This is a genomic window from Ralstonia sp. 22111 (assembly GCF_052045895.1).
GTDB classification, from domain to species: Bacteria; Pseudomonadota; Gammaproteobacteria; order Burkholderiales; family Burkholderiaceae; genus Ralstonia; species Ralstonia wenshanensis.
Map to the genome: position 1 here is coordinate 370,790 of NZ_JBQEPR010000003.1, position 23,730 is coordinate 394,519.

Annotated in this window: 19 protein-coding genes; 12 read left to right on the forward strand and 7 right to left on the reverse strand. The window is 60.4% G+C overall.

Annotated features, from left to right (window positions below):
- Positions 1–242 precede the first annotated feature (242 nt).
- Positions 243–1,052, reverse strand: coding sequence for an IclR family transcriptional regulator (locus tag ACTJK4_RS10655; RefSeq protein WP_440817896.1), 810 nt, complete (start codon positions 1,050–1,052; stop codon positions 243–245).
- Positions 1,053–1,258: 206 nt separating this feature from the next.
- On the opposite strand from ACTJK4_RS10655, the gene ACTJK4_RS10660 reads away from it, so the two are divergent.
- From ACTJK4_RS10660 to ACTJK4_RS10670, 3 genes are all read left to right on the forward strand, one after another.
- Positions 1,259–1,450, forward strand: a complete 192-nt coding sequence (locus ACTJK4_RS10660; RefSeq protein ID WP_440817897.1) for a hypothetical protein — start codon at positions 1,259–1,261, stop codon at positions 1,448–1,450.
- 207 nt (positions 1,451–1,657) lie between these two features.
- Positions 1,658–4,873, forward strand: a complete 3,216-nt coding sequence (locus ACTJK4_RS10665) for a glycosyl hydrolase family 95 catalytic domain-containing protein (RefSeq protein ID WP_440817898.1) — start codon at positions 1,658–1,660, stop codon at positions 4,871–4,873.
- Positions 4,874–5,031: 158 nt separating this feature from the next.
- Complete coding sequence (locus tag ACTJK4_RS10670) at positions 5,032–6,102, forward strand: helix-turn-helix transcriptional regulator (protein ID WP_440817899.1); 1,071 nt, start codon at positions 5,032–5,034, stop codon at positions 6,100–6,102.
- Between the two features lie 91 nt (positions 6,103–6,193).
- Here ACTJK4_RS10670 and ACTJK4_RS10675 read toward each other — a convergent pair whose 3' ends face one another.
- Positions 6,194–6,370: a hypothetical protein gene (locus tag ACTJK4_RS10675; RefSeq protein WP_414562199.1), complete on the reverse strand. Its 177-nt coding sequence runs from the start codon at positions 6,368–6,370 to the stop codon at positions 6,194–6,196.
- A 370-nt stretch (positions 6,371–6,740) separates the two neighbouring features.
- Between ACTJK4_RS10675 and ACTJK4_RS10680 the strand changes: the two genes are divergently transcribed.
- Positions 6,741–6,947, forward strand: a complete 207-nt coding sequence (locus ACTJK4_RS10680; protein WP_232039501.1) for a hypothetical protein — start codon at positions 6,741–6,743, stop codon at positions 6,945–6,947.
- A 283-nt stretch (positions 6,948–7,230) separates the two neighbouring features.
- On the opposite strand, the gene ACTJK4_RS10685 is transcribed toward ACTJK4_RS10680, so the two are convergent.
- Entirely contained in the window at positions 7,231–9,687 is a 2,457-nt protein-coding gene (locus ACTJK4_RS10685; RefSeq protein ID WP_440817900.1) for a VPS10 domain-containing protein, read from the reverse strand.
- A gap of 818 nt (positions 9,688–10,505) precedes the next feature.
- Here ACTJK4_RS10685 and ACTJK4_RS10690 point away from each other — a divergent pair.
- From ACTJK4_RS10690 to ACTJK4_RS10710, 5 genes are all read left to right on the forward strand, one after another.
- Positions 10,506–11,699, forward strand: a complete 1,194-nt coding sequence (locus tag ACTJK4_RS10690) for an efflux RND transporter periplasmic adaptor subunit (RefSeq protein WP_440817901.1) — start codon at positions 10,506–10,508, stop codon at positions 11,697–11,699.
- Positions 11,700–11,713: 14 nt separating this feature from the next.
- The gene (locus tag ACTJK4_RS10695) at positions 11,714–14,866 is read left to right on the forward strand and encodes an efflux RND transporter permease subunit (RefSeq protein WP_440817902.1); all 3,153 of its coding nucleotides are present in this window, start codon (positions 11,714–11,716) and stop codon (positions 14,864–14,866) included.
- 11 nt (positions 14,867–14,877) lie between these two features.
- On the forward strand, positions 14,878–16,374 hold the full coding sequence (gene adeC / locus ACTJK4_RS10700; protein WP_440817903.1) for an AdeC/AdeK/OprM family multidrug efflux complex outer membrane factor: 1,497 nt from the start codon (positions 14,878–14,880) through the stop codon (positions 16,372–16,374).
- A 12-nt stretch (positions 16,375–16,386) separates the two neighbouring features.
- A complete protein-coding gene (locus tag ACTJK4_RS10705) occupies positions 16,387–17,028 on the forward strand; it encodes a TetR family transcriptional regulator (RefSeq protein WP_440817904.1) in 642 nt (213 codons plus the stop codon).
- An 88-nt stretch (positions 17,029–17,116) separates the two neighbouring features.
- Positions 17,117–17,740, forward strand: coding sequence for a TetR/AcrR family transcriptional regulator (locus tag ACTJK4_RS10710; protein WP_232039494.1), 624 nt, complete (start codon positions 17,117–17,119; stop codon positions 17,738–17,740).
- Positions 17,741–18,178: 438 nt separating this feature from the next.
- On the opposite strand, the gene ACTJK4_RS10715 is transcribed toward ACTJK4_RS10710, so the two are convergent.
- Genes ACTJK4_RS10715 through ACTJK4_RS10725 form a run of 3 tightly spaced genes read right to left on the reverse strand, consistent with a single transcriptional unit; the run spans position 18,179 to position 21,543 of the window.
- Positions 18,179–19,354, reverse strand: coding sequence for an EAL and HDOD domain-containing protein (locus ACTJK4_RS10715; protein ID WP_440817905.1), 1,176 nt, complete (start codon positions 19,352–19,354; stop codon positions 18,179–18,181).
- Positions 19,355–19,403: 49 nt separating this feature from the next.
- Positions 19,404–19,964 (reverse strand): GAF domain-containing protein, encoded by a 561-nt coding sequence (locus tag ACTJK4_RS10720; protein WP_316870992.1) that lies wholly within the window; start codon positions 19,962–19,964, stop codon positions 19,404–19,406.
- 25 nt (positions 19,965–19,989) lie between these two features.
- On the reverse strand, positions 19,990–21,543 hold the full coding sequence (locus tag ACTJK4_RS10725; protein ID WP_232039491.1) for a methyl-accepting chemotaxis protein: 1,554 nt from the start codon (positions 21,541–21,543) through the stop codon (positions 19,990–19,992).
- A gap of 260 nt (positions 21,544–21,803) precedes the next feature.
- Between ACTJK4_RS10725 and ACTJK4_RS10730 the strand changes: the two genes are divergently transcribed.
- Positions 21,804–22,097 carry a hypothetical protein gene (locus ACTJK4_RS10730; protein ID WP_440817906.1) on the forward strand — a complete coding sequence of 98 codons (294 nt, stop codon included), beginning with the start codon at positions 21,804–21,806 and terminating at the stop codon, positions 22,095–22,097.
- 340 nt (positions 22,098–22,437) lie between these two features.
- Here the strand turns inward: ACTJK4_RS10730 and ACTJK4_RS10735 are convergent, their stop codons facing one another.
- Positions 22,438–22,782, reverse strand: a complete 345-nt coding sequence (locus ACTJK4_RS10735) for a winged helix-turn-helix transcriptional regulator (protein ID WP_440817907.1) — start codon at positions 22,780–22,782, stop codon at positions 22,438–22,440.
- Between ACTJK4_RS10735 and ACTJK4_RS10740 the strand changes: the two genes are divergently transcribed.
- A complete protein-coding gene (locus ACTJK4_RS10740; protein ID WP_440817908.1) occupies positions 22,712–23,398 on the forward strand; it encodes a carboxymuconolactone decarboxylase family protein in 687 nt (228 codons plus the stop codon). The genes ACTJK4_RS10735 and ACTJK4_RS10740 overlap by 71 nt on opposite strands.
- Positions 23,395–23,727 carry an EthD family reductase gene (locus ACTJK4_RS10745; protein ID WP_440817909.1) on the forward strand — a complete coding sequence of 111 codons (333 nt, stop codon included), beginning with the start codon at positions 23,395–23,397 and terminating at the stop codon, positions 23,725–23,727. Before ACTJK4_RS10740 ends, ACTJK4_RS10745 begins: the two co-directional genes overlap by 4 nt.
- The last annotated feature ends 3 nt before the right edge of the window (positions 23,728–23,730 follow it).

The following is a 23,730-nucleotide window of genomic DNA, read 5'->3' on the forward strand; positions in this document are numbered from 1 at the left end:
GGAAGCGGTGGATATCAATTACACCGCGGGTGAGGGGCAAGGGGGCGCAGCGGGGTGTGGTGATTTACAGCTGGGAGCGGGCGGTGGAGCCTGCCGGGCTGTTCAAGCGGGCCAGCTTTTTGCCGTCCCTCATTGATTTAACATAACACAAATTACGCGATTAAAAGACCGTCGGCGATAGTGCAGAACAGCGCCCATTGGCCGTCGGTAAGCTCGTGCGAGCCATAGCCGCACGATCGCTCCTAAGTTTTATCGTCGCGCTCTTGCCTGTTGAGTGACAGCTCTTGCGCCGCCTGCTGCAGCAACACGCGAGCTTCATCCAGCGATGGCCCTGCATGCTTGTCGATGCGACGAATGTACGGTGACGTCAATACCGCCAAGGCATTCCCGTCCGGCCCCAGGATTGGGAACGAAATATCGACCACGCCGAAGGATTGGCGGCTCTCGCATTGCTTATAGCCCACGGCACGAATGCCCTGCAGTGTTTCATCCAACTCGCCAGCAGGAATAGGCTCTTCGCCCTCCACGGCAATGTGCTCACCGAGCATCTGCGCACGGCGTTCGTCGCTCTGGCAGGCCAGCAGCACATGGCCGGACGCGGTGTCGAGCAGGCTCACGCGCGCACCCAGGCGGATCGATAAGCCCCAGGTGCCCGGACCGGGCACCTGCGCGATCACCAACACATTGCCGCGGTCAACCATGCCCAAGTGGCAGGACTGTTCCGCCTGCCGGGCATAGGCGTCCATCACGGGAAGCGCTTGCGTGACCATTCGATTGACGGGCGGATGTCGATGCGCCAGCGCGAACATCTTCAAACTTAACGCGTGGCGGTCCCCACCGGCGGACCGCGTCACGTACTGCCGGGCGACGAGCCGCTCGAGCATGCGATAGATCTCGTTGGCACTGCGGCCGAGCGCCTTGACGATTTCGGCACGCGTGAGGCCATCGGGATACTCGGACAGCAACTCGAGGATATCGAGACCTTTGTCGAGCGCCGGCGCGCGATAGCGATCGGCGCCCGCCTCAACGGGAGAGATGGTGGTTTTGTCCATAGGGGAGCAAATCTTAAGGTGACGCTGGCCCGAGCACAAATAGCCAAGGACTGCACGCGGCTTCAGTAGGGCAAATCCCTAGGGCGCATTTCTTGACGCTCACTGATTCAAATATAAATACTATATTCACTGATGAGCATCGAGAGAGGCGAGGCGCGCATCGGACATCGATGCAATTCGCAAACTTGCACGCCGGAGACAATCCCATGGCAACTCCACGCAGTTCGACCGCTATCGGCGGCCATAGCCAAGTCATTGAGCTACCCCCGTCGGTTCCCCTGTTCCTTCAACGTCGCTTCGCCCACCGCACGACCGTGGCTGCCGCAGCATTGGTTGGCTCCCGCATCGGCCCCTACCTGATGCACGAAGCCAAGATGGGCGCCACATCCCCCTGCTGACCCCACCGTACAGCCTGCCGTAAGGCCATATGCGGTCGATGGCGAAGACGCCTACCGAGGTTGGCGACAGTCCCCTGCAAAAAGCTTGCAATGTCCACGGGGCCGTATCCGGCACCTCATGGCCCATTGCGTGCCCAAAAAAAGCCGCACACACAGCGGTTCGATGACCGACCGCTCGTGGCTGCGCGACGTGAAGGAGACATCTGAATGACGATCAAATACGACCCGCACCGCCGTGCGATTCTGAAGTTGGGCGGCGCCATTGCGGCGACTCCCCTGCTCCATGCCTGCGGCGGGGACGGCGAAGCCGAATCAGCAAGTCCAGAGAGCGCAGCATTGCGCCCGGCCGCCCTATCACAGGCCCTTACGCAAGGCGCCACGGCCGCACAACCGCTGGGCCGGAGTCTCTGGTATGGCAGTGCGGCAACGGGCTGGCAGTCCGAAGCCTTGCCCATTGGAAATGCACGTTTGGGCGCCATGCTGTTCGGAGGACCGTTGTCCGAGCGCATTCAATTCAATGAGCAAAGCCTATGGGGAGGGATCAACAACTACGACAATGCCACCGCTGGCCAGAACGACGAGGCCTTCGACACGAGCGTGACCGGCTTCGGAAGTTATCGTTCGTTCGGAAACGTTGTGCTCGACTTCGTCCCCCGCGCTGCGGTGATTGGCTGGTCCGCGCAGGGCAGTAGTAGCGCTGCTGAAGGCGTAGCACAAAGCGTCGACGGAAACACCGGCACTAAATGGTGCATCGATAGCCCTGGCAATCTGGTGACTTGGCAGGCCGAGTTGTCGACACCGGCCGCGGTTGCGACTTATTCGCTGACCAGCGCCAACGACGTCCCCGAGCGCGACCCCCAGCAATGGACCTTGAGCGGATCCAATGACGGTAACAGTTGGGTGACGTTGGACTCGCGCACGCTCGATGCGCCGTTCGCGAGCCGATTTCTCACCAGGTCATTCAACTTCACCAATAACACGGCCTACCGGTTCTATCGCTTTAGCTTTGTACCGAAGGCCGGCGTCAGCCACTTCCAGGTGGCGGAAATCGGGCTGGCCGGCGTGAGCCTGGGTGAGCCGCGTCCGCTGTATCTGTCGTCGCCGACCGGACAAGCTGCGGGCAGCAGCACGGGTGGTGAGGATTTGCTCAAGACGTCGGACCAATCGCCCGATACCAAGTGGTGCATCGAGCAGCCGGGTTCTTCGGTCATGTGGCAGGCGCGTTTGCCGCGCCCGGCTGCGATCAACGCCTACACGTTGACCAGCGCCAACGATGTACCGGAGCGCGATCCGCAGCAATGGACACTGTCGGGCTCGAACGACGGCATCAGCTGGACCACGCTGGACTCCCGCGCGCCGAATGCGCCTTTTCCGAGCCGAAAGCTTGCGCAAACGTTCAGCTTTCAAAACACCACCGCTTACAGCTTGTACCGGTTCACCTTTACGCCCAGGGCTGGTGTCAGCCACTTCCAGGTGGCGGAGATCGCGCTGACGGGTGACGGTTTTACGACGGCGTCGTGTGTCGCAGTCTCGGAATATCGCCGCGCCCTCGACTTAGGGAGTGCGATTCATGCCACCACCTTCGGCATCGGCAATCTTCAGATCACGCGTGAAGCCTTCGCCAGCAAGGTCGATGACGTGATGGTGTTCCGCTACGTCGCCAGCGGCACGCAGGGTCTCTCTGGACGGATCAATCTGACATCTGATCAAGGCGCCAGCACGCGCGTGGATCCGAACACCGGGCGGTTGACGTTTTCCGGGACGATGGCCAACGCACTCAAGTACGCCTGCGGAATTCAGGTCATCGCGACGGGGGGACAACTCTCTGCGGTGGGTAGCGCGCTGGCGTTCAGTGGTTGCACGAGCCTTCTGCTCATTCTCGATGCACGCACCAACTACAAAATGGATTACGCGTCGGGGTGGCGCGGCGGCGATCCTCAGCCGGCTGTTTCGGCTGCTCTGGCCGCAGCCGCTGCGAAGAGCTACGGCACACTGCGCGACTCGCACGTCACCGATTTCAGCGCGATGGTCTCCACAGCCTCGGTCAACTGGGGGAACACCGATTCTGCAACGGCGGCTCTGCCTACCGACCAGCGAAGGGCCGCCTATGCCGCCGGGGCTGCAGACCCATCGCTGGAGCAGACCATGTTCGATTACAGCCGCTACCTGCTCGTCAGCTCGTCGAGACCGAATGGACTGCCGGCGAACCTTCAGGGACTCTGGAATCAGGACAACCAACCTGCATGGGCGAGCGACTACCACACCAACATCAACATACAGATGAACTACTGGGGGACCGAAAGCACGAATCTGCCCTCCTGTCATCTGCCTCTTGTCAACTTCATCGCCCAGGTTGCCGGGCCCAGCCGAGCTGCCTCAAAGGCGGCATTGGGCGCGAACCGGGGTTGGACAGCTAGAACCAGTCAAAGCATCTTCGGCGGGAACGGTTGGGAGTGGAACACGGTCGCCAGCGCCTGGTATGCTCAACATTTGTACGAGCACTTCGCATTCACGCAGGACATCGACTATCTGCGGAACATCGCCTATCCGCTTATCAAGGAGATTTGCCAGTTTTGGGAAGACCGCTTGAAGAGGCTGCCCAATGGGACGCTGGTCTCGCCAAACGGATGGTCGCCCGAGCACGGACCGCGCGAAGACGGGGTGATGTACGACCAGCAGATCATTTGGGACCTGTTCCAGAACTATCAGGATGCCGCTGCCAAACTGAACGTCGATTCGGCCTACCGAGCGACCGTCGCTCAAATGCAGGCGGATCTGGCGCCAAACAAGATCGGCAGTTGGGGGCAACTACAAGAGTGGCAAACCGACCGCGACGATCCGACGGACATTCACCGTCATACATCCCACCTCTTCGCGGTATATCCGGGACGCCAAATCAGCCCGTCCAAAACACCAGCCTTCGCTGCAGCCGCGCTCGTCTCGCTGAAGGCCCGTTGCGGTGAGCCACCCGGAAGCAACATTACGTTCACCGCGGGAACGGTCTCCGGCGATAGCCGGCGTTCGTGGACGTGGCCGTGGCGTTGCGCTCTTTTTGCGCGACTCGGAGACGCCGAGCGTGCCCAGATCATGCTCAGAGGCCTCTTGACTTACAACACGCTATCGAACTTGTTCTGCAATCATCCGCCCTTCCAGATCGATGGCAACCTAGGCATCAGCGGTGCGGTGACCGAAATGCTGCTGCAAAGCCACGAGGGGAAGATCGTGCTGCTGCCAGCGTGCCCTGCCGCATGGAAATCCGCTGGGCGATTCAAGGGCCTGCGGGCGCGTGGTGGATATCGGGTGGACTGCGAATGGAGCAACGGGCAAGTCGTCTCGTACACCATCGTTGCCGACAAGGCACCCAACAAGCAACCGGTAATCGTCCGCGTCAACGGTCAGGACACATCCGTCACGCCCAGTTGAGTGATGCCCCTGAGGAACGGCGTCGACTTGCGCGTGAGCGACCCGGTTCTCAGGGGTGGCCCACGCCGCCACGAATGTATGAAACCGATGGCCGGCTCAATCGAAGCCGGATCCAAGGGCCACCGGCGCGATCGCTGACCCGTTCTTCACCCGGCCGCATGATGACCCTCTCCACAGATGATGTCCGCGCCTTGTTGCACGTTGCTACAGAACTGCAACAGGCGTCTTCACATAGTTTTGTACATCGCCCGGATCTCGTCGGAGCGCTCGGCTCGCTTCTCCATGTTGACGTTGTCGGGCACCTGGTTTGGCGTGAAGGAGGACGCGTACTGGAGGAGCCAGGCGGCTGGGGTCGCGACGACAGCATGCATGCGGAATACCGACGCCACTTCCAGACCGTAGACCCAATTTCGCCACTGCTACGGGGCTGCCCAGGGCCATTAATCGTCGAAAGCCTGATGGACTACCGTGCGCTCAAGCGCACAGAGTACTTCGCTGATTTTCTGACGCGCCACCGGACTTATCCTGGCATTAGCCTGTCTGTGGAGGACGGCGCGGGCATGCTGCTCGACTACAGGTTCGGTACCAGCGATGCAAAAAAACGCTTTGGCGTGCGCGAGCAGACGCTGCTTCAATTGCTCCAGCCCTATCTGCTGAACGCGCATCGACTGCGTCAAGCGAGCCGCCCGCAAAGCAATGCAGTCTCAGCGGGCAACCTGCGTTTTGTGCTGAAGCCTGGACAGCCCCCACAGCCCAATCGCCGGGCACGCACGCTACTGGCAAGTCTTGGAAGAGAAAGACGAGATGCTCTGTGCGGCTTGCTATGCCGCATCGGTGAAGGGCTCCCGGCTGATATGACGTGGAGCGGCTTCGTGCTCTGTGTCGAACGTTGGAAGGATGGCGCTGGCCCGATCCACGGCTGTACCACCGTACATCTCTTGGCGGACACTGTCGGGTCAGCTGCTTGGTTTGTCCAGTACTTCGACATGACCTGGCGAGAAGCTGAAGTCAGCCATCTGATCTTGCAGGGCATGTCCGACAAGCAGATCGCCATGACGCTGAAGATCAGCTATTGGACAGTCAGAATTTACGTGGCGAGGATCTTCGATAAGCTTGGGATCGAATCCCGATCGGCCATCGGACAATTGGTGGTTCGGATTCAGTCAACTGATCCTGAACCTGAGCGCGGTGATGCTTCGGATTGCCGATTGGGCGGCGCCGACGTGTAGTGGAAGCCCTGCAAATGGTCTTATCACCACCTGCAGGACTGTGCTGACGTCGGCCCCACGGAGCTGCACTCAGCTCACGTCTTCAGGGGCCTCAGTGGCAGCCCATGCAGGCAGCTGAGCCCGCGATGTCGCTATCCGAAGACGATTGCATATCGGAGACGCCGCTACCTTGCTGACTGCTGCTCATATCGGCGGCCTGAGCGTACGACGATTGCGCAAAGATGGTGCTGGTCAAAGCGAGGAGAAAGCAGCAGATCACGTTCTTCATGATTTTTTCCTGTTTAAGGCGTTGAACAAAATAAGATAACCTCTTCCGGACCCGATGAAACCGCCATGCGGGAACAACCCTTAGGCACAATCGGTCTGGCTCAAATAGGTTAAGTCGGCGAAAATGGATTAATAACGACAACGGCGAAAAGATGCAGCCGCACCCGAAAAATATGGCCCACACCACAATCAGGCCGTCGACCTATCCGTTTTCACGCACAAAACAAGCGGCATTTCAGCGCTACGAGCCGGAATTTCGCGCCTGTCTTGATATATTCGGAAATCTTGCCTGCGCCTTCGGAAACCTGGATTAAATTCTTACCTGACCAGCCAATTATTCGGTCACTTGATTTATTTAACCAGGAGTTAACATGAGCATTTTCAGCAAGATTTCGAACGCACTCACCGGTCACCACGTTTCCCACCCGCCGAAGATTGCGGGCGGCCCCGACAAGCTTCCGAATCAAAACCTCGAGAATGCAACGCACAAGATGGATGCATTCTTCTCAAACCTCGCCCATAAGATCAAGTCGACGGCTGACGATATTGCTGGCAGCGCAAAAGTACAGAAGCACTAAGATCTTCTCTGTACTTTCTTAATGGCCGAGGGGCGCCCGAAAGCTTGAAAAGCGACCGTGCGTCGCCTCGCCATCTTTATTCTGAGAAAGACAAAGGACGATTGAAGCTCGGTAGCAGCTTTGAGCAATGTCGACTGCCCACTCGTCCGCCGCATAGGATCGCCATATCGGCACGGCGTGCTCTGCCGCCGTGCACGTATTGCATGGTGCGCCAGGAGATAGGCCCTTTTGGGATTGGCGCACTGCACGCTCCCCAGCGCCATCAAACGTCGGCACTCGTCGTTCAGTAGTTGTAGAGCATGCCTCGGCCCGACATGAACAGGCGACCGTAGACGCCGGTGTCCGCGACAATCCGCGAGACGCCTCCGTAGCGATGGTTGTCATCGTCGATACGGACCCACGTTGCGCCCTTGTCGTCCGAGCGATACACAGCGTCCTTGCCGTTGACCGTACCCACCAGATAGACGGCTGCCGTGTAAGCGGCGCCAGTTGCCGGCACACCCAGGGCGACCTTGATGGCGCCGTGTACGTTGGTGGGTTCCGCGCCCACCGTTGCCATACCGGTCAGCTTCGTCCATGTGGCGCCGGAATCGACGGAATGCCAGAGATTGTTGGCGTCGGCCAGCCAGAGGTCGCCTTCGGCAAAGGGGTTGACCGCCAAGTCCGTCACATTGAAGCCATTGGGCGCCCAGGTTTGTGAACTGGCACTAAAGGTGTGCCCACCGTCGGTTGAGTAGTAGAACTTGCCGGAATTGGACGGGTACCACCAGTTGCCGCCGTGCTCGTAGGCGTAGACCTTGCGCGGGTTCTTGCGGTCAGCCGCCATGTGATACGCGACCGCAGGAGCTGGCAGGTTGGTCGCGGTCCATGTGGCGCCGCTGTCGGTGGTGTAGTACGGCACCGCACCGGCAATTGCCCAGATCACGCTGGCGCCATCCGCCGTAACCACCACGCTGGATTGATCGCCCGAGTGCGTCGCTGCCACCGGAGGCACGCTGGCAAAGCTCGTCCAGCTGGCGCCGGCGTCGGTCGAATAGGCCCCCTTGGAGGTACCGAACGTGCCGACTGCGGCGATGTAGGCCGGATTGTTCCAAGCCATGTCGATGCCCGTTCCGTTACCGCCCTTCCCAAGGGGTGGCGATGCACCGAGGTTCGGGGATCGCGTCGCGGCCGCGGTCAACGACGTGTGGACATAGAGGCCAGTATCCCCTTGCCCGCTGGCGAGTACATAGGATGCGCCAGGCGGCGGCGCCACCATCGCGAGGTTGATCATCTCCTCGATCCCGTTGACGTCGAAACTCCAGTGCGGTGTTGACGAGGAGAACGCATCGCGCGTCGACCACACACCGCCGCCAGTCACATAAGACACATGATCGGGATTGAAGGGATCGATCTGGAGGTCGTCTGTCCAGCCCCAATACTCGGGCGACGAAGCGCCTGTCGTGCCAGATGCGTCATGGAAATTGTGGGTTCCGTTCACATCGCCTGACCTGCCGAACTCCGACCAAGTCTGGCCACCATCGGCCGAGCGCATGGCAACCTGCACCCATGCCGAGTCGCCCCATGTGCCCGACACGCCAAATGCAATTTCCGTCATCGCACCGCTGCCTTGCACCGAAATGCCACCGATACCGCCGTAGTACTGGCCCTCGCCAGAGGCGATCAGCTTTGTCCACGTCGCGCCGCCGTCAAACTTGTAAAGGAGCGACGGCCCACCGCTACCCGGGCCCGGTCCGGTCGTGAATGGGACGTACAGCATGCCGTCAGCTGCACGGGCCAGATGCGGAATATGTATCTGGTTGCTCGCAATGGCGCTGGTGACCGCAGTGGGAAGCGCAACGCCCGACCACGTTGAACCGCCATCGATCGACTTGTAGAGGTAGGCGCCGAGCCCCGCCAGGCTCTTGTAGTCGGGTGCCACACCCACGTAAATCGTTGGCGTCGCGTTGCCGGTCGGCGTAAAGCCTATGGTTGGAACGGTGGCGTCCAGCACAACAAACTCGACGCCGATAGGGCTCCCCTGGCTGGCGCTGGAGATATCGGTCGAGGTCATGACGTAGGACGACAGCGAGCTGACCTGGCTCCAATGCATGCCGGAGTCCGTGCTTTTCCAGAGCCCGGCAGTGCGAGACGCATAGAACATGGTCGAAGGCCGATTCGGGTCAACTACCAGTCGCTCGCCGACCGCCCTGCCCTGGTTGTTCGATCCCACCGGAAAGGGCAGCGTCACGTAGTTCCACGTGTTGCCCTGATTGGACGAGTAGTAGAAACGCCCGTTTCCGGATGACGCGTACATGCCCGTTGTCATGTAGACCGCATTGGCATTCGACGGATTCACAGCCAGGCTTTCGACACCCACGTATCCGCCATCAAGGCGACTGAAGCCGTCGGTCATTGCGGTCCAGTTGCCGGCAGTGTTGTCCCAGCGGTAGGCACCGGCGACGTCTGTTCTCGCATAGCGCAAGTTGGCCACGGTCGGGTGGTAGACCACCCCCGGCACGTACCCGCCGCCGCCCATCTTGACGTTGGCCCAACCGGCGGACGGTGCCACGGACGCCGTCGAGCCAGACGTGCCGCCGGAACCATCCGTTGGGCTTGGCGTGGCACCCGCGCCGGGGGAGGTCGAACTCGTGCCGGTTGAGAGCGCGCTTGTTGTGGCATCACTCCCGCCGCCACCGCACGCACCCAGCAGCAAGGCGGCGGAAATGGTTGCGAAGAATTGTTTGCTTGTCAGCAACATGGTGGTTTTCACGATCAAGAGAGACAAAGGCAGCCCGCGAGTGCGTGCCGTGATTTGCGAGTACGCGCAAGGCGACGGAGCGTTCCGCCGCCAGGGACCCACCACTGCTATCTGTGCAGTGCTCAGCGCGCCGCAGGCGATCCGCAGAGCCTGGACGAGCCGTTAAAGGTCGAAGCGTCGTTCATGCGGCTCGCCCTGAAGACCCTCGCCCGATCGTGAAGTGGCCGCGCCAATGGTTTGCTCTGGAGCCCGCCAGCGGGTCTCGTGATACCTGTTTGTTGCTCATACACCCTCCCGACTTCTTGTTGTCGTCAAATCTGCGGCACTGACACAGGGGCCAGTCATCCCCCCACGGAAGTGGGGTGCCTCGTTTGCACGTGTCGTATCCCACGCCCCCTTCATGCGTGTCAAGAATCGGACGGGCGTGCTGAGATTATTTGAGGGTCTTGGCGCGTACGCCCGGACACTGTGAGCGGGAAAAGAGCACTAACAACCCGTTGCCAACGCCGCTGGCAGCCCCTCAATCGCTCACTCCAAATGCCTCCGTACGCGCTCGGCGGGAGTTTCGTACTGGCAGATCCCGCCAGCTGCCGGGCAACACCACCTCCGGCCCGACGGTGCCAGCACGCCTGCGTTTCGCCCGGTCACGGGTGCGGGTTCTGATGCGGACGACGGTCTATCGAAACGAACGTAACAAAGCCGCAACGCACCATTTCCGATCTGGAAAGCGCACGGTCTTGACCCCATCAAATCATATTTATACTATACCGTTCAGTTTAGTTTTATCTCGCGGTGCCCCGAATACTTAGGAAGCTGTCATGTACTCGACTCCATCTGCTATCCCCTCATTGCTGGCCGCGCTTGCGGCAGCGTCTTTACTTGCTGCCTGCGGCAAGCCGCCCGGTGGCGCGCCCCCGGCGGAGGGCACGCCAACCATGGGTGTGGTGACCGTACAGTCGCAGCGCGTGGCACTCAGTACAGAGCTGCCCGGCCGCACCGTTCCATTCCAGATTGCCGATGTGCGGCCGCAGGTCAACGGCATCATCAAGGCACGCAAGTTCCGCGAAGGCAGCGACGTCAAGGCGGGTGAGCCGCTCTACCAGATCGACCCCGCCACTTACCAAGCCACCTACGACAGCAATGTGGCCGCGCTGGCCAAGGCGCAAGCCAACCTCAAGAGCACGCGCCTGAAAGCCGAGCGCTACAAGGAGCTCGTGGCCATCCAGGCCGTCAGCCAGCAGGACTACGACGACGCGGCGGCCGCCCTGGCTCAGGGCGAAGCCGATGTGGCAGCCGCCCGAGCCAACATAGAGACAAGCCGCATCAACCTGGCTTATGCCCGCGTGGACGCGCCTATCTCGGGGCGCATCGGCAAATCAAGCGTGACACCCGGCGCCCTGGTTACCGCCAACCAGACCACCGCGATGGCAACGATTCAGCAGCTCGATCCGATCTACGTTGATGTGACGCAGCCCAGCGCCGCGCTGCTGCGCCTGAAACAAGCGATGGCGCGAGGCGACCTCCAAAAGGCCGGGGCCAATGCGGCCACTGTGCGGTTGCAGCTGGAAGACGGCAGCACGTATCCGTTGGAAGGCAGGCTGGAGTTTTCCGATGTCACGGTCGACCAGAACACCGGCTCGGTGACGCTGCGCGCAGTGTTTCCCAACCCGAATGCAGTGCTGCTCCCTGGCATGTATGTGCGTGCGGTGCTAGCCGAAGGCGTGAAGGATGAGGCTGTGCTCATACCACAGCAGGCCGTGGCACGCGACAGCACCGGCAAGCCCTTCGCCTATGTGGTGGGAGCCGACCACAAGCTGCAGCGGCGTGCACTGGAAACCGACCGCACCGTCGGCGACCAATGGCTCGTACGCTCGGGCCTGCGCGTGGGCGATCAACTCGTGGTGGACGGTTTGCCGCGTGCATTGCCCGGCGCAGAGGTCAAGACAACCCCGTGGACAACGAAGGCACCCGCACCATCCACTTCCAAGCCGGCGACCGTGGCCGCTAACTGATCCGGGACACCACCATGGCACGCTTCTTTATCGACCGCCCCATTTTTGCGTGGGTGTTGGCCATCATCGTGATGCTGGCGGGTGCGTTGGCCATCGCGACATTGCCCATCGCGCAGTATCCGAGCATCGCACCACCGGCCGTGTCGATCACGGCCACGTATCCGGGGGCATCGGCCAAAACGCTGGAAGACACCGTCACCCAGATCATCGAACAAAAGATGAAGGGGTTGGACCGCCTGAGCTACATGGCGTCCACCAGCGAGTCTTCTGGCACCGCCACCATTACGCTGACGTTCGAAAACGGCACGGACCCGGATACCGCGCAGGTGCAGGTGCAGAACAAACTCGCGCTGGCCACACCGCTGCTGCCACAGGAGGTGCAACAGCAAGGCGTGCAGGTGGCCAAATCCGCCACGAACTTCCTGAACGTGCTGGCCTTCACTTCAGAAGACGGCAGCATGAATGGCTCCGACCTGTCCGACTATGTGGCCGCCAACGTGCAGGACGCGATCAGCCGGGTGGAAGGAGTGGGTGACACGACGCTGTTCGGCTCGCAGTACGCCATGCGCATCTGGCTGGATCCGAACAAGCTCTCCAACTTCAGTTTGACGCCGCTGGACGTCAAGAACGCCATCCAAGCGCAAAACGCGCAGATCTCCGCAGGCCAACTGGGTGCCATGCCGGCATTGGCGGGACAGCAGATCAATGCGACCATCACCTCGCAAACGCGCCTCAAGACTGTCGAAGAATTCGGCAACATCCTGCTACGCACGCAAACCGATGGCTCGCAGGTGCGCCTGCGCGACGTCGCCCGCATCGAGCTGGGGAGCGAGAACTACAACACGGTCGGGCGCTACAACGGCAAGCCGGCCGCCGGCCTGGCGATCAAGCTGGCGACAGGCGCCAACGCACTCGATACCGTCAAGGCGATCGACGCCCGCGTGACCGAACTTGAGCGCTTCTTCCCGCCAGGCATGAAGGTGCAGAAGCCATACGACACCACGCCATTCGTCCGCATCTCGATTGAAGAGGTAGTGCGCACGCTGGTTGAGGCCATCGTGCTGGTGTTCCTGGTGATGTATCTGTTCTTGCAGAATTTTCGCGCCACGCTGATCCCGACCATCGCGGTGCCGGTAGTGTTGCTGGGCACGTTTGGCGTGCTGGCTACGTGCGGTTTCACCATTAACACACTGACTATGTCTGCCATGGTGCTGGCCATCGGCTTGCTGGTCGACGATGCCATCGTGGTGGTGGAGAACGTCGAGCGCGTGATGAGTGAGGAAGGCCTCTCACCCAAGGAGGCAACGCGCAAGTCGATGGGGCAGATCACGGGCGCGCTGGTCGGCGTTGCCCTCGTGCTGGCTGCTGTGTTCGTGCCGATGGCGTTCTTCAAGGGCTCGACGGGTGTGATCTACCGGCAGTTCTCGATCACGATTGTGTCGGCGATGACGCTGTCGGTGCTGGTGGCGCTGGTGCTCACCCCTGCCCTCTGTGCCACCCTGCTCAAGCCCGTTGAGAAAGGCCACGTGCAGGCCACCACCGGCTTCTTCGGCTGGTTCAACCGGACCTTCGACCGCGGCAATCAGCGGTATCAGGGCATCGTGCGCCACATGCTGGGCAAGGGCTGGCGCTACATGGTGGTCTACGGCGTGTTGTTCGCGCTGGTGGTGGTGGGTTTCATGAAGCTGCCGGTCGGCTTCCTGCCGGATGAAGACCAGGGCTCGCTGTTCGTCCTGGCGCAGCTGCCGCCGGGCGCCACCAATGCGCGCACCGAAGACGTGCTGCGCCAAGTGGAACACCACTTCCTGGTCGACCAGAAGGACGCAGTTTCAGGCGTGTTCTCCGTGGCGGGTTTCAGCTTTGCAGGCAGCGGCCAGAACATGGGCTTTGCCTTCGTCAAGCTGCGCCCGTGGAACGAGCGCAAGGGCGAGGCGCTCAGCGTCAACGGTGTCGTGGATAAGGCGTTCGGCTTCTTTGCCACTCTGCGCGATGCCCGGGTGTTCGCGTTTGCGCCGCCCGCCGTGGCAGAACTGGGCAACGCCACCGGCTTTGACCTGATGCTGCAAGACCGTGCCAACCTCGGCCACGACGCTCTGAGGCAGGCCCGTAACCAGCTGCTCGGTACGCTATCCAAAGACCAGCGCCTGGTGGCCGTACGCCCCAACGGGCAAGAAGACACGCCCGAGTTTCAACTCAAGATCGATGCGCACAAAGCCGAAACGCTCGGTGTCTCCATCTCCGATATCAACACCACCCTTGCCACCGCTTGGGGCAGTAGCTACGTGAACGACTTCATCGACCGGGGCCGCGTCAAGAAAGTCATGCTGCAGGCCGATGCGCCCTACCGCATGAACCCGGGCGACATCGACAAGTGGTACGTGCGCAATAGCGCCGGAACCATGGTCCCCTTCACGGCGTTCGCCAAGGTCGACTGGATGTCGGGTTCCCCCCGCCTGGAGCGCTACAACGGCGTGCCATCAATGGAAATCCTGGGTATGGGCATGCCGGGCAAAGCCTCCAGTGGCGAAGCGCTGGCCATCGTCGAAGATGCCGTCGCCAAGCTGCCCGCGGGCATCGGCTACGCGTGGACCGGCCTCTCGATGCAGGAGAAGGCCTCCACTGGGCAAACCACCCTGCTCTACACGCTGTCGATCCTGATCGTGTTCCTGTGTCTGGCCGCGCTGTACGAAAGCTGGGCGATCCCCTTCTCGGTGATCATGGTGGTGCCGCTGGGCGTGTTCGGTGCGCTGCTGGGTGCCGTGCTCACCTGGAAGATGAACGACGTGTATTTCCAGGTGGGCCTGCTGACCACCATCGGACTGGCGTGCAAGAACGCGATCCTCATCGTTGAATTCGCCAAGGAGCTCAACGAGCACGGCAAGAGCCTGGTCGATGCCGCCATGGCGGCCGTGCGCATGCGCCTGAGGCCGATTCTGATGACGTCCCTGGCGTTCATCCTCGGTGTGGTGCCAATGGTGATGGGCACAGGTGCCGGCGCCGGTGCACAGCACGCGCTCGGTGTCGCTGTCATCGGTGGCATGTTGTCCGGCACAGTGCTCGCCATCTTTTTCGTGCCGCTGTTCTTTGTGCTTGTGCGGGGGCTATTCAAGCGCGGGCCGGCTGCGGCGCCCGTTCATGCCCAACCGACCGACGCCGCTGCCTCGTAAGGACGTTCGAGATGAACCGTTTTCCGTTTTCCTCCACACTGCTCCCGTTGGCCGCCATGCTGACGGGCTGCAGCCTCATGCCGGCCTACCAACAGCCGGCCTCCCCTGTGCCCACGGCCTTTGCCGATGTCGCTACTGCAGCGCCTTCCGCAGACAGCCCCGCTGGCGAGACTGCCTCGCCGGTAGCCCAGATTGGCTGGCGCGAAGTCTTTACCGATCCACATTTGCAACGGGTCATTGAGCTGGCATTGGCGAATAACCGGGATCTTCGCGTCGCCGTGCTCAACATCGAGAAAGCCCGAGCCCAGTATCGCGTGCAGGACGCTGCGCTGTTCCCCTCCGTCAAGGCCAGTGGCAATGAGAACGCCAGTCGCACGCCGGCCGGTCTCTCTGGCATCGGACAACCGCTGGTCGCACATAGCTACAGCGCCACGCTAGGTTTCAGCGCCTATGAACTGGATTTCTTCGGGCGCGTGCGCAGTCTCAGCGCGCAGGCGCTGGAGCAGTACCTTTCCACCGCGGAGGCGCGCCGCAGCAGCCAAATCAGTCTGATTGCGGAGGTCGCCACTGCGTACCTGACGCTTGCCGCAGACCAGGACCAACTCAAGCTGGCGCAGGACACCCTCGTCAGCCAAAGCAACACTTACCGGCTCAACCAGCGCAGTTACGAACTGGGCACCGTGTCCAAGCTGACGCTGCGCCAGTCGCAGACAAGCGTGGACAGCGCCCGCGTAGACGTCCAGCGCTACACGGCGCAGGTCGCGCAGGACCGCAACGCGCTGGTGCTGCTCGTCGGTACCGATGTGCCCGCCGAGCTACTGCCCCAATCGCTGCCCGATACATCGGCGGCTGCCGGCAGCGTACTCGCCAGCATTCCGCCCGGCTTGTCGTCCGACCTGCTGCAGCGACGGCCCGACATCCTGCAGGCCGAGCATGATTTGAAGGCGGCCAATGCCAACATCGGTGCGGCACGGGCGGCGTTTTTCCCCAGCATCAGTCTCACGGGTTCGGCGGGCACTTCCAGCGCAAGCCTGGGGAGCCTGTTCAAGGCGGGCTCGGGAGCGTGGAGCTTCGGCCCGCAGATCTCGTTGCCCATCTTTGACGGCGGGGCCAACCGGGCCAATCTGGACATCGCAAAGACGAACCGCGACATTGCCGTGGCGCAGTACGAGAAGGCCATCCAGACCGCATTCCGCGAAGTGTCCGATGCGCTGGCGCAGCGCAGCACGCTGGGCCAGCAGCTCGAAGCGCAGCAATCGCTGGTGGATGCCACTGCCGAGAGCTACGTCCTTGCCACCGCTCGCTTCAAGCGCGGCGTCGACAGTTACCTCAACGTGCTGGATGCGCAGCGCTCGCTCTATACGGCGCAGCAAAACCTGATCAGCACGCGCCTGTCCCGCTTTACCAACCTTGCAACGTTCTACAAGACGCTGGGCGGCGGTTGGGTAGAGAACACCGGTACGCCCGCAGCGGCCGCAACCACGACGCCACGGGCCTCCGGCGTCTGAGGCATCGCATCGATGGCGAAACGAACCGCCGCCGGCGCAGCGCAGACCCGCCAGCGCGTCATCGATGCAGCCATTGCGCTGTTCTCGCAGCACGGTGTCCATGCCGCCACCCTGGAGGATGTGGCTCTTCAGGCGGGCGTCACCCGTGGGGCGGTTTACGGGCATTTCGGTGGTAAGCCTGCACTTTTGGCAGCCGTTCTTGCCGGCCTGCGCTGGCCATTGGACATCGGCGATGATCTGTGGGGCTACGCCATGCATCCGCGGCCCTTGCAACACCTCCATGCGCACCTGCATGCCAAGTGGATGCAATGCGTGCAAGACGACCCGCAGTGGCCAGTGTTGCGCCTTGTTCTACGGCAAGCCGATTGCGCCCAGTGGCCTCAGCCCGCGATCGACCAGATCGATCGCCTCAAGGCGCGCGCCATCGCAAACCTAGGCTACGTGATGCGCGCCGCATGCAAGCGCAATCAACTCCGTGCCGACATGACACCGGAGGCTGCCGCCCGCTATGTGCATGCCGTTGGCATCGGACTATTGCGGGAGCACACCGGCGCGTTGGCCGACGGTGTGCACATCGATATCCAGCCGTGTCTGCGTGCGTGCGTTGACGGTATAGAGAACATCCATCAGACCGCGACCACCGAAGCCATCTGACGTTGGCCTCTGCGCCATTGCAGGGCGGTCGATGGCATACACTCTCGCTTTCGCTGCGGTGATGCGGCACAGGATCAGGAAAACATGCATGCGCAAAAAGACAGAAGAGAAACGGCAAGCCATTGTTGACGCCGCTTTTCGCGTGTTCATGGAGGTCGGTTTCGATCAGGCCTCGATGTCAGATATCGCGGCCCGCTCAGGCGCATCCAAGGCGACGCTCTACAACTATTTCAGCTCAAAGGAAGAGATGTTCGCGGAGATCATGAGCGGCACCGCCGCCGACGAGATCCGCGATGCCTTTGCGCAGTTGAAATCGACTGGCCCGATCGCCGACACGCTTATCGTGTTTGGCGAGCACTACCTGAATGCCATCTTGCAACCGTCGATTCTTGCGATCCGCCGCCTGGCCATCGGCGAAGGCAATCGGTCCGACCTCGGGTGCGCCTTTTATGAGCGCGGCCCCAAGATCGGCTGGGGGATGTTGACCGAGTTTATCGCCGAGGCCATGAAAGCAGGCAAGCTAAAGCGCGCCAACCCGGACGTCGCCGCAGCGCATCTACATGCGCTGTATGAGGCCGAATGCGTGGAACTGTGCCTCTTCGGTGTGCCTGTCGACATCAGCCGCGCCCGCATATCTGAGATCATCGCCCGCGCAGTCGCGGTGTTCATGGCGGCATATGGAACCCCCAAATCCGGAACCAAGGCCAAATGATGGGGGATCGGCACTGACCGAGGAAAGACGAACTCTGACCGATTGAGTCGTCCTGCCCATCACGATTCGTCCGCTGCCTGTTCCCGTGCCGATCATGGAGCAGACCGTCCAATGGCACCAGCATCGCACATCCGACCCGGGACTGCGTTGGCTGCGCGGGCTTCTTAACGAAGCTGTCACGGTGATGGATGCATCGCAGGCCTCTCCAGGGACCGCTTAGATCTGGCTGAAACTTGCGACCGCTTCAACCATCGCGATGAGGACGTGAAACCGTTGCTGCGTGGGCTTCTGCAGGTAACTCCTACCCTCGACATTCAACCCATTCTGGTCCGGTTTGGGTAGGAATTACCCAAAAAAAAGCTCGCTATGCAAGCGAGCAAAACGTCCGCAGAGGAGGGGTCGTCCGGACGTAGGGAACAGTTGAGCAAGCGCGCGTGGTCAGGCGCGTACATCCAGCGCAACGCCGAGCGTTGCCTGGCAGTGCAACGCCATCTTCGTGCTGTCCGATATGTTCAGAGAACCCATAGCGGAAGAGCCGCGACTTCCGAAATCGAATCCTTCCGCAGTACAGAGGATTTGCCCGAGAACCCCCTCGTAATGCTCAATGGCTTGCCGTTGCACGAGAGGAATCGAGAAATCTTTGAGCAACTCGTTTTGAGTTTGCCCTGTGACTGCATGCAAAAGGGAGTACACCCCTGTTTGATATGCCGCATCAGAGAGCGCGTAGTTGCCCGGCGCGACAGTTTTTGCCATGAGTTCCATGAACCTCGATCGCACGGCGACCAGGCGAAAGAGCGGATCGCTGGCCAAGTCCGCGTCTGTATCGCTCGCAAACAAAAGAAGTTCGGCCCAGCGGCCCAGGGTTTTCGTCCCGACGCGCATGATGGCTTCGCGCACCGTGACGGCAACGGGCTCATTTGCACCATAGGCTGCCGATTGGGCAAGCTTCATCAGTCGCGTAAGCAGTAGTGGGCTCTTCTTTACAAGGCTCTCCAGTTGCGTGATAGACGGATCGTCTGCCAACGCTTTTAGTAGCGCAAATAGCGTGCTCGCGCATTGAGGTAATCGACGCTGAGACAGTAGTTCCGGCAACGCAAAGAAATATCCCTGAAAAAGATCAAAGCCTTGCGCATGCAGCGATACGTGCTGTGCATGCGTTTCGATCTTCTCCGCCAACGCGGTGCACTGGTAGCGCCTGGATGCAGCAAGGATTCGCTCGATATCAGCCGGCTTTGTTGCGCTTACGTCCACTTTGATGACGTCGGCCAACTCGAGCATGCTGGGTGGGATCGCGTCAATATCGATCACGTCGTCCAGAGCAAGTTTGAAACCGAAGTCGTGCAGGGCCTTGCATTGATCGATTGTCGGGTCATCGAACTCGATTGTCTCAAGCAGCTCCAGCGCAAAACGGTGGGGGGGCAATATTGTCAGCACATCCAGGTCGAGACCCTGCATGCCAACATTGACATAGCCGACCACATCGCCCAGCACACGATCAACGCCGAATTCGCTGATTGTGTTGAGAATCACATTGGACGTCGCAGCCGCCCCATCTGCAAAGTTCGCACTGAGGCACGCGTCGCTTCCGCGAAAAAGCAGCTCGTATGCAACCAAGCGCCCTTCGCGGTCAACTATTGGCTGCCTGCCTACAAGAACCTGACTCTCACACCGTTCCATTGGTGGCAGCATCTGCACCCCCTACCGGCGGGTGCGTAACGCCTTCATGCTCGTCTTTGGCGCGGTCCACCATGATGATGTGGGCGCAGAACTCACCCAGATCATGGAGTGTGGCGAAGTCTTCCGTGCTCAGTTCGCGTGGAACAACATCAAGCACACACAAGGTGCCAAGCGCGAGTCCAGAACGATCGAGCAGAGGCATACCTGCGTAGAAGCGAATGTGTGGTGGCCCTGTCACCAACGGATTGGATGAAAAGGCCGGGTCAGCGGTGGCATCTTTCACCACGAAGGGCGCTGTGCCACAGACCGCATGCGCGCAGAATGCCCATTCGCGAGGAGTCTCCCGCACATCGAGGCCATGGCGCGATTTGAACCACTGGCGTCGCTCGTCCACGATCGAGATCAGTGCCATAGGCACGCGTAACGCGTGGCAGACGATTCGTGTGATTCGATCAAATTTCGGGTCATCTGCGGTATCCAGAATTCCGCAGTTCAACACCGCCGCCAAGCGCTCGGCTTCGCGTTCGCCCACTGGATAAGATGTCATCAAGGTCTCCGTGAACGCCACTGGCTTATGCAATCTGGAAGCGCTGGACTTGGTGAGCGAGCGCCTTTCCTTGCTCTTCCAGTGCTTGCGAGGCCGCGGCCGATTCCTCGACGAGCGCGGCGTTGCGCTGCGTCATTTCATCCATCTCCGACACAGCGATATGGATCTGGGCGATACCCTGACTTTGCTCCGTGCAGGCAACTGCGATCTGCTCAATGAGGTTCGTCACGCCCAGTACCGAGGTGGTAACGGACTGCATTGTCTTCCCGGCCCTACCTGCCACGAGCGCGCCCTCTTCAATCTGGGCCAGAGAAGTCTCAATGAGCTCTTTGATTTCCTTCGCAGCCTTTGATGATCGCTGCGCCAATCCACGCACCTCGCTCGCCACGACGGCAAAGCCTCGGCCTTGTTCGCCCGCGCGTGCCGCTTCCACCGCCGCGTTCAATGCCAAGATGTTCGTCTGAAAGGCAATCCCTTCGATCAAGCCAGTAATCTCACCAATGCGCGCCGAGCCAGCGCTGATCTTGGTAATCACACTGACCACGTCATCAACTTCGGCATTTCCTTGGCGGGCAACTCCCGAAGCGTCAGTCGCAAGCGCCGCAGCCTGCTGCGCGTTGGAAGCATTCTGTTGGACCGTTGTGGTGAGCTCTTCGACACTGGAGGCGACCTGCTCAAGCGCCGATGCCTGCTCCTCGGTCCGGCTGGAAAGATCAACGTTTCCACTGGCGATTTGTGTCGAGCCGGCCGAAACAGAGTGAGCAACCTCTCCTACCTCGCCTACCAGCATGCCCAACCCTTCGCTGATCGTCTTCATGGAAGAAAGCACGCTGCCGGGGTGCGCCGTTTCAAAGCCCGCCTGTGGCCTGAAATCGCCGCTGGCAATCCGCGTGGCAGATTGGGCCAAAACGGCAGGTTCAGCACCGAGTGAACGGAGCAGGTTGCGTCCAATGGCATAGCCCAAAACGATTGCGAGCGCGCAGCCAAAAAGCCCTGCAAAAATAGCCACCCACAGCCCTCTGTCAGCACGCATCTGGGCATCCGCCACCGCAGCATTTGAGCGGCTAAGCGCGTAGTCTTTGTACGCGCGCACAGCACTATCAAGCGCCTCCAGGAGTGGGATGCATTCGCGGTTGATCATGTCGGTGGCGGCACCGCGTTGTCCCACTTGTGCGAGCCTGACAATCTCCAGCGCGACCGGGCCGTACTTGTTCTCGACCGTACGAATCGCCGCAATCAGGCGGCGGGCTTCGTCAGTCGATCCAGGCCCGGTTTTCGCCTCGGATTCCAACCGCGAAAGCGTCTCTCCCACCGTTGCATGCGCCTCTGCAACGTCCCTCAACTCTCGTGCGCGACTCTGCTCCGTATCAGCTAGCACGATGTTTCGAGCAGCAATTGCACGGCGGTCTACCGCTGCCCGCACGGCATCAGCGAGCTTTGTTCTCAGGTACAAGCCCCGATCAAAATTGCTGAACTGCGCGCCCAGGGCGTTCAGTTCGTAACAGCCGATTGCGGCCACAACCACGACCAATAACGCCAGCGCCGCGAAAGCTGCGCCAAGTCTTGCCTTTACAGTCATAGAGCTCCCCGCTCAAAAGTGCCTCTTTACGAGACTTTGTTTTGCGAGAGCGTAGAGGTTCGAGCTGCTGCAGGGTTGGGCCAACCTGACTAGACCTTAATAGTTAGTCTTTGCGGTAATTAGCGTGGATGCATGCAGAGGAGCGCGGTTTGTTACTGTCAATAACAAACATGCAGGGAGACTGCTTGCCCCTTCCGCTTTGAAACGGCAATCCCTCCCGTAGAGGTATTTTGAAAAATAAGCCGCCTCAAGTCTCACTCATGATGTGGTATATCAGCCGCAAAGAACTAGTCCTATTGGATGATTTCGGCTTTATGAATTTTTCAGGTTTGCGCAAACGCAAACGGTTGCGCAACCAAAATATGCTTTATAAAGCTCTTATAGCGCTGAACTTGCATGGTGGAACACAGGTTTGGTTACAGTGCCCTTTCATCCTTCTGATGTTTGTCTTTTTTTGGATACAAGACCCGGATGCAACTTGGGGAGTTGCCACCAGTTCACCCGGCCAAGCTCCGCCGGGGCAACTGGAAGAAGTTGGCACACCACCTCGCTGATTGCCTGCATTTCGAGCAAAAAAATGCGCCCTGTACAAGGGCGCTGACGCTTTTGCCTTTGAAACGGACGTCGGAAGACGCAGGCGCAGAGAGGCGGGATTACGGGGGAGTGGACAGCCTGCGTACTTTCATCTTCGGCGACCCACAAAGGAACGCAACGAAAATACGCGCCCGCATCGATTGCCTCTTAGCGCTGAATCGGAACTGAGTGCGATCTTGGTTCTCATAGCTGTCAGTGAAGTTGCCCCGTGGAGCCCCCCCCGCCAATCCCCGGACACAGTCCCCCACTTAAACGACGGGTAGAGTTCGAATAACGCCATTCCCAACGGCTCGGGGGTGTCTAGGAAAACCGGGGCGATTCCCCCCATTTTGCGGCCCATTGGTTCAGCGGGCTGAGAGCCTCTAGAAGCCCTAATCCCTGTTCCGTCAGGAAATACCCATCGCCCTCATGCGCCACCAGGTCGACGGCCCTGAGTTCCTTGAGTCGGGTATTCAGTTGAGCGGGGTTGGTCGCTGCGGCTTCCTGAAGCGCTCTGAAGGTCATAGGCGTCCCCTCTCGCAGCTCCCATAGGATTCGTAGGGTGCTCCGCCTGCCTAGTAGATCGAGGACCACCATGATTGGCCGTCCGGTGCTCGAACCACGGGCCTTCTTGCCGACCATCAACGTTGCTGCTTTACTTTTCATAGCACCCTGCCTAGCATGCTATGAATTCTATAGCAAAGGGGCACCGATGGTTGCCAGAGTTGCACCAGCAGTCGCACCGTATTCGCCTTCGGTGCAAGAGGAGCTAAACAAGCTCATGGGGCCCGGCCGCGACCCGCTGGTCCTGTTCACCACGCTTGCGAGGGACGAAAGGTTATTCAAGAAGTTTTTCGCCAGTGGGCTCCTCGAACGAGGAAATCTGACCCTAAGGGAGAGGGAGATTGTCATCGACCGTACTACTGCCCTATGCCATTCCGAGTATGAGTGGGGTGTCCATGTATCGATCTTTGGACAAAAGGCTGACCTCACCGAGGATCAGATCCGGTCGCTTGCTTTCGGCGAGGCGGACGACGTTTGCTGGGGCTGGAAAGAATCTCTGCTAATTCGATTTTGCGACGAGTTGCATGAAACCTCGACCATATCCGAGGGGCTCTGGGTGTCTCTGCGCAGGGAGTTCTCAGAGGAGGCGATCATCGAGCTCTTGATGGTCGCGGGCTTTTATCACACCGTCAGCTATCTTACGAACTCGCTCCGCTTGCCGCTGGAAGCGTTTGCCAGACGCTTTACCGACGTCAAGTCATCGAGTCAAACAACATGATCAAAGTCACCGTGATGTACCCGTATACCGAAGGCGCGCGCTTCGACCACGCCTACTACCGCGATCGCCACATGCCGATGATGAAGGCTAGGCTGGGCAGTGCCTGCGCCTACTACACCGTCGAGAAAGGCTTGACCGGCCGAGCCCCCGGCTCACCGCCCGCCTTCGTGGCAATGTGCGCGTTCTACTGTGACTCGGCCGAAGGCTACCTGGCCGCCAGCCAGCAGCACAGCGCCGAGATCCGGGGTGACATCGCCAACTACACCGACATCGTGCCGGTAGTCCAGTTGAGCGAGGTCGTTGTCGAGCGGTCGGATCTCTTCACTTAAATT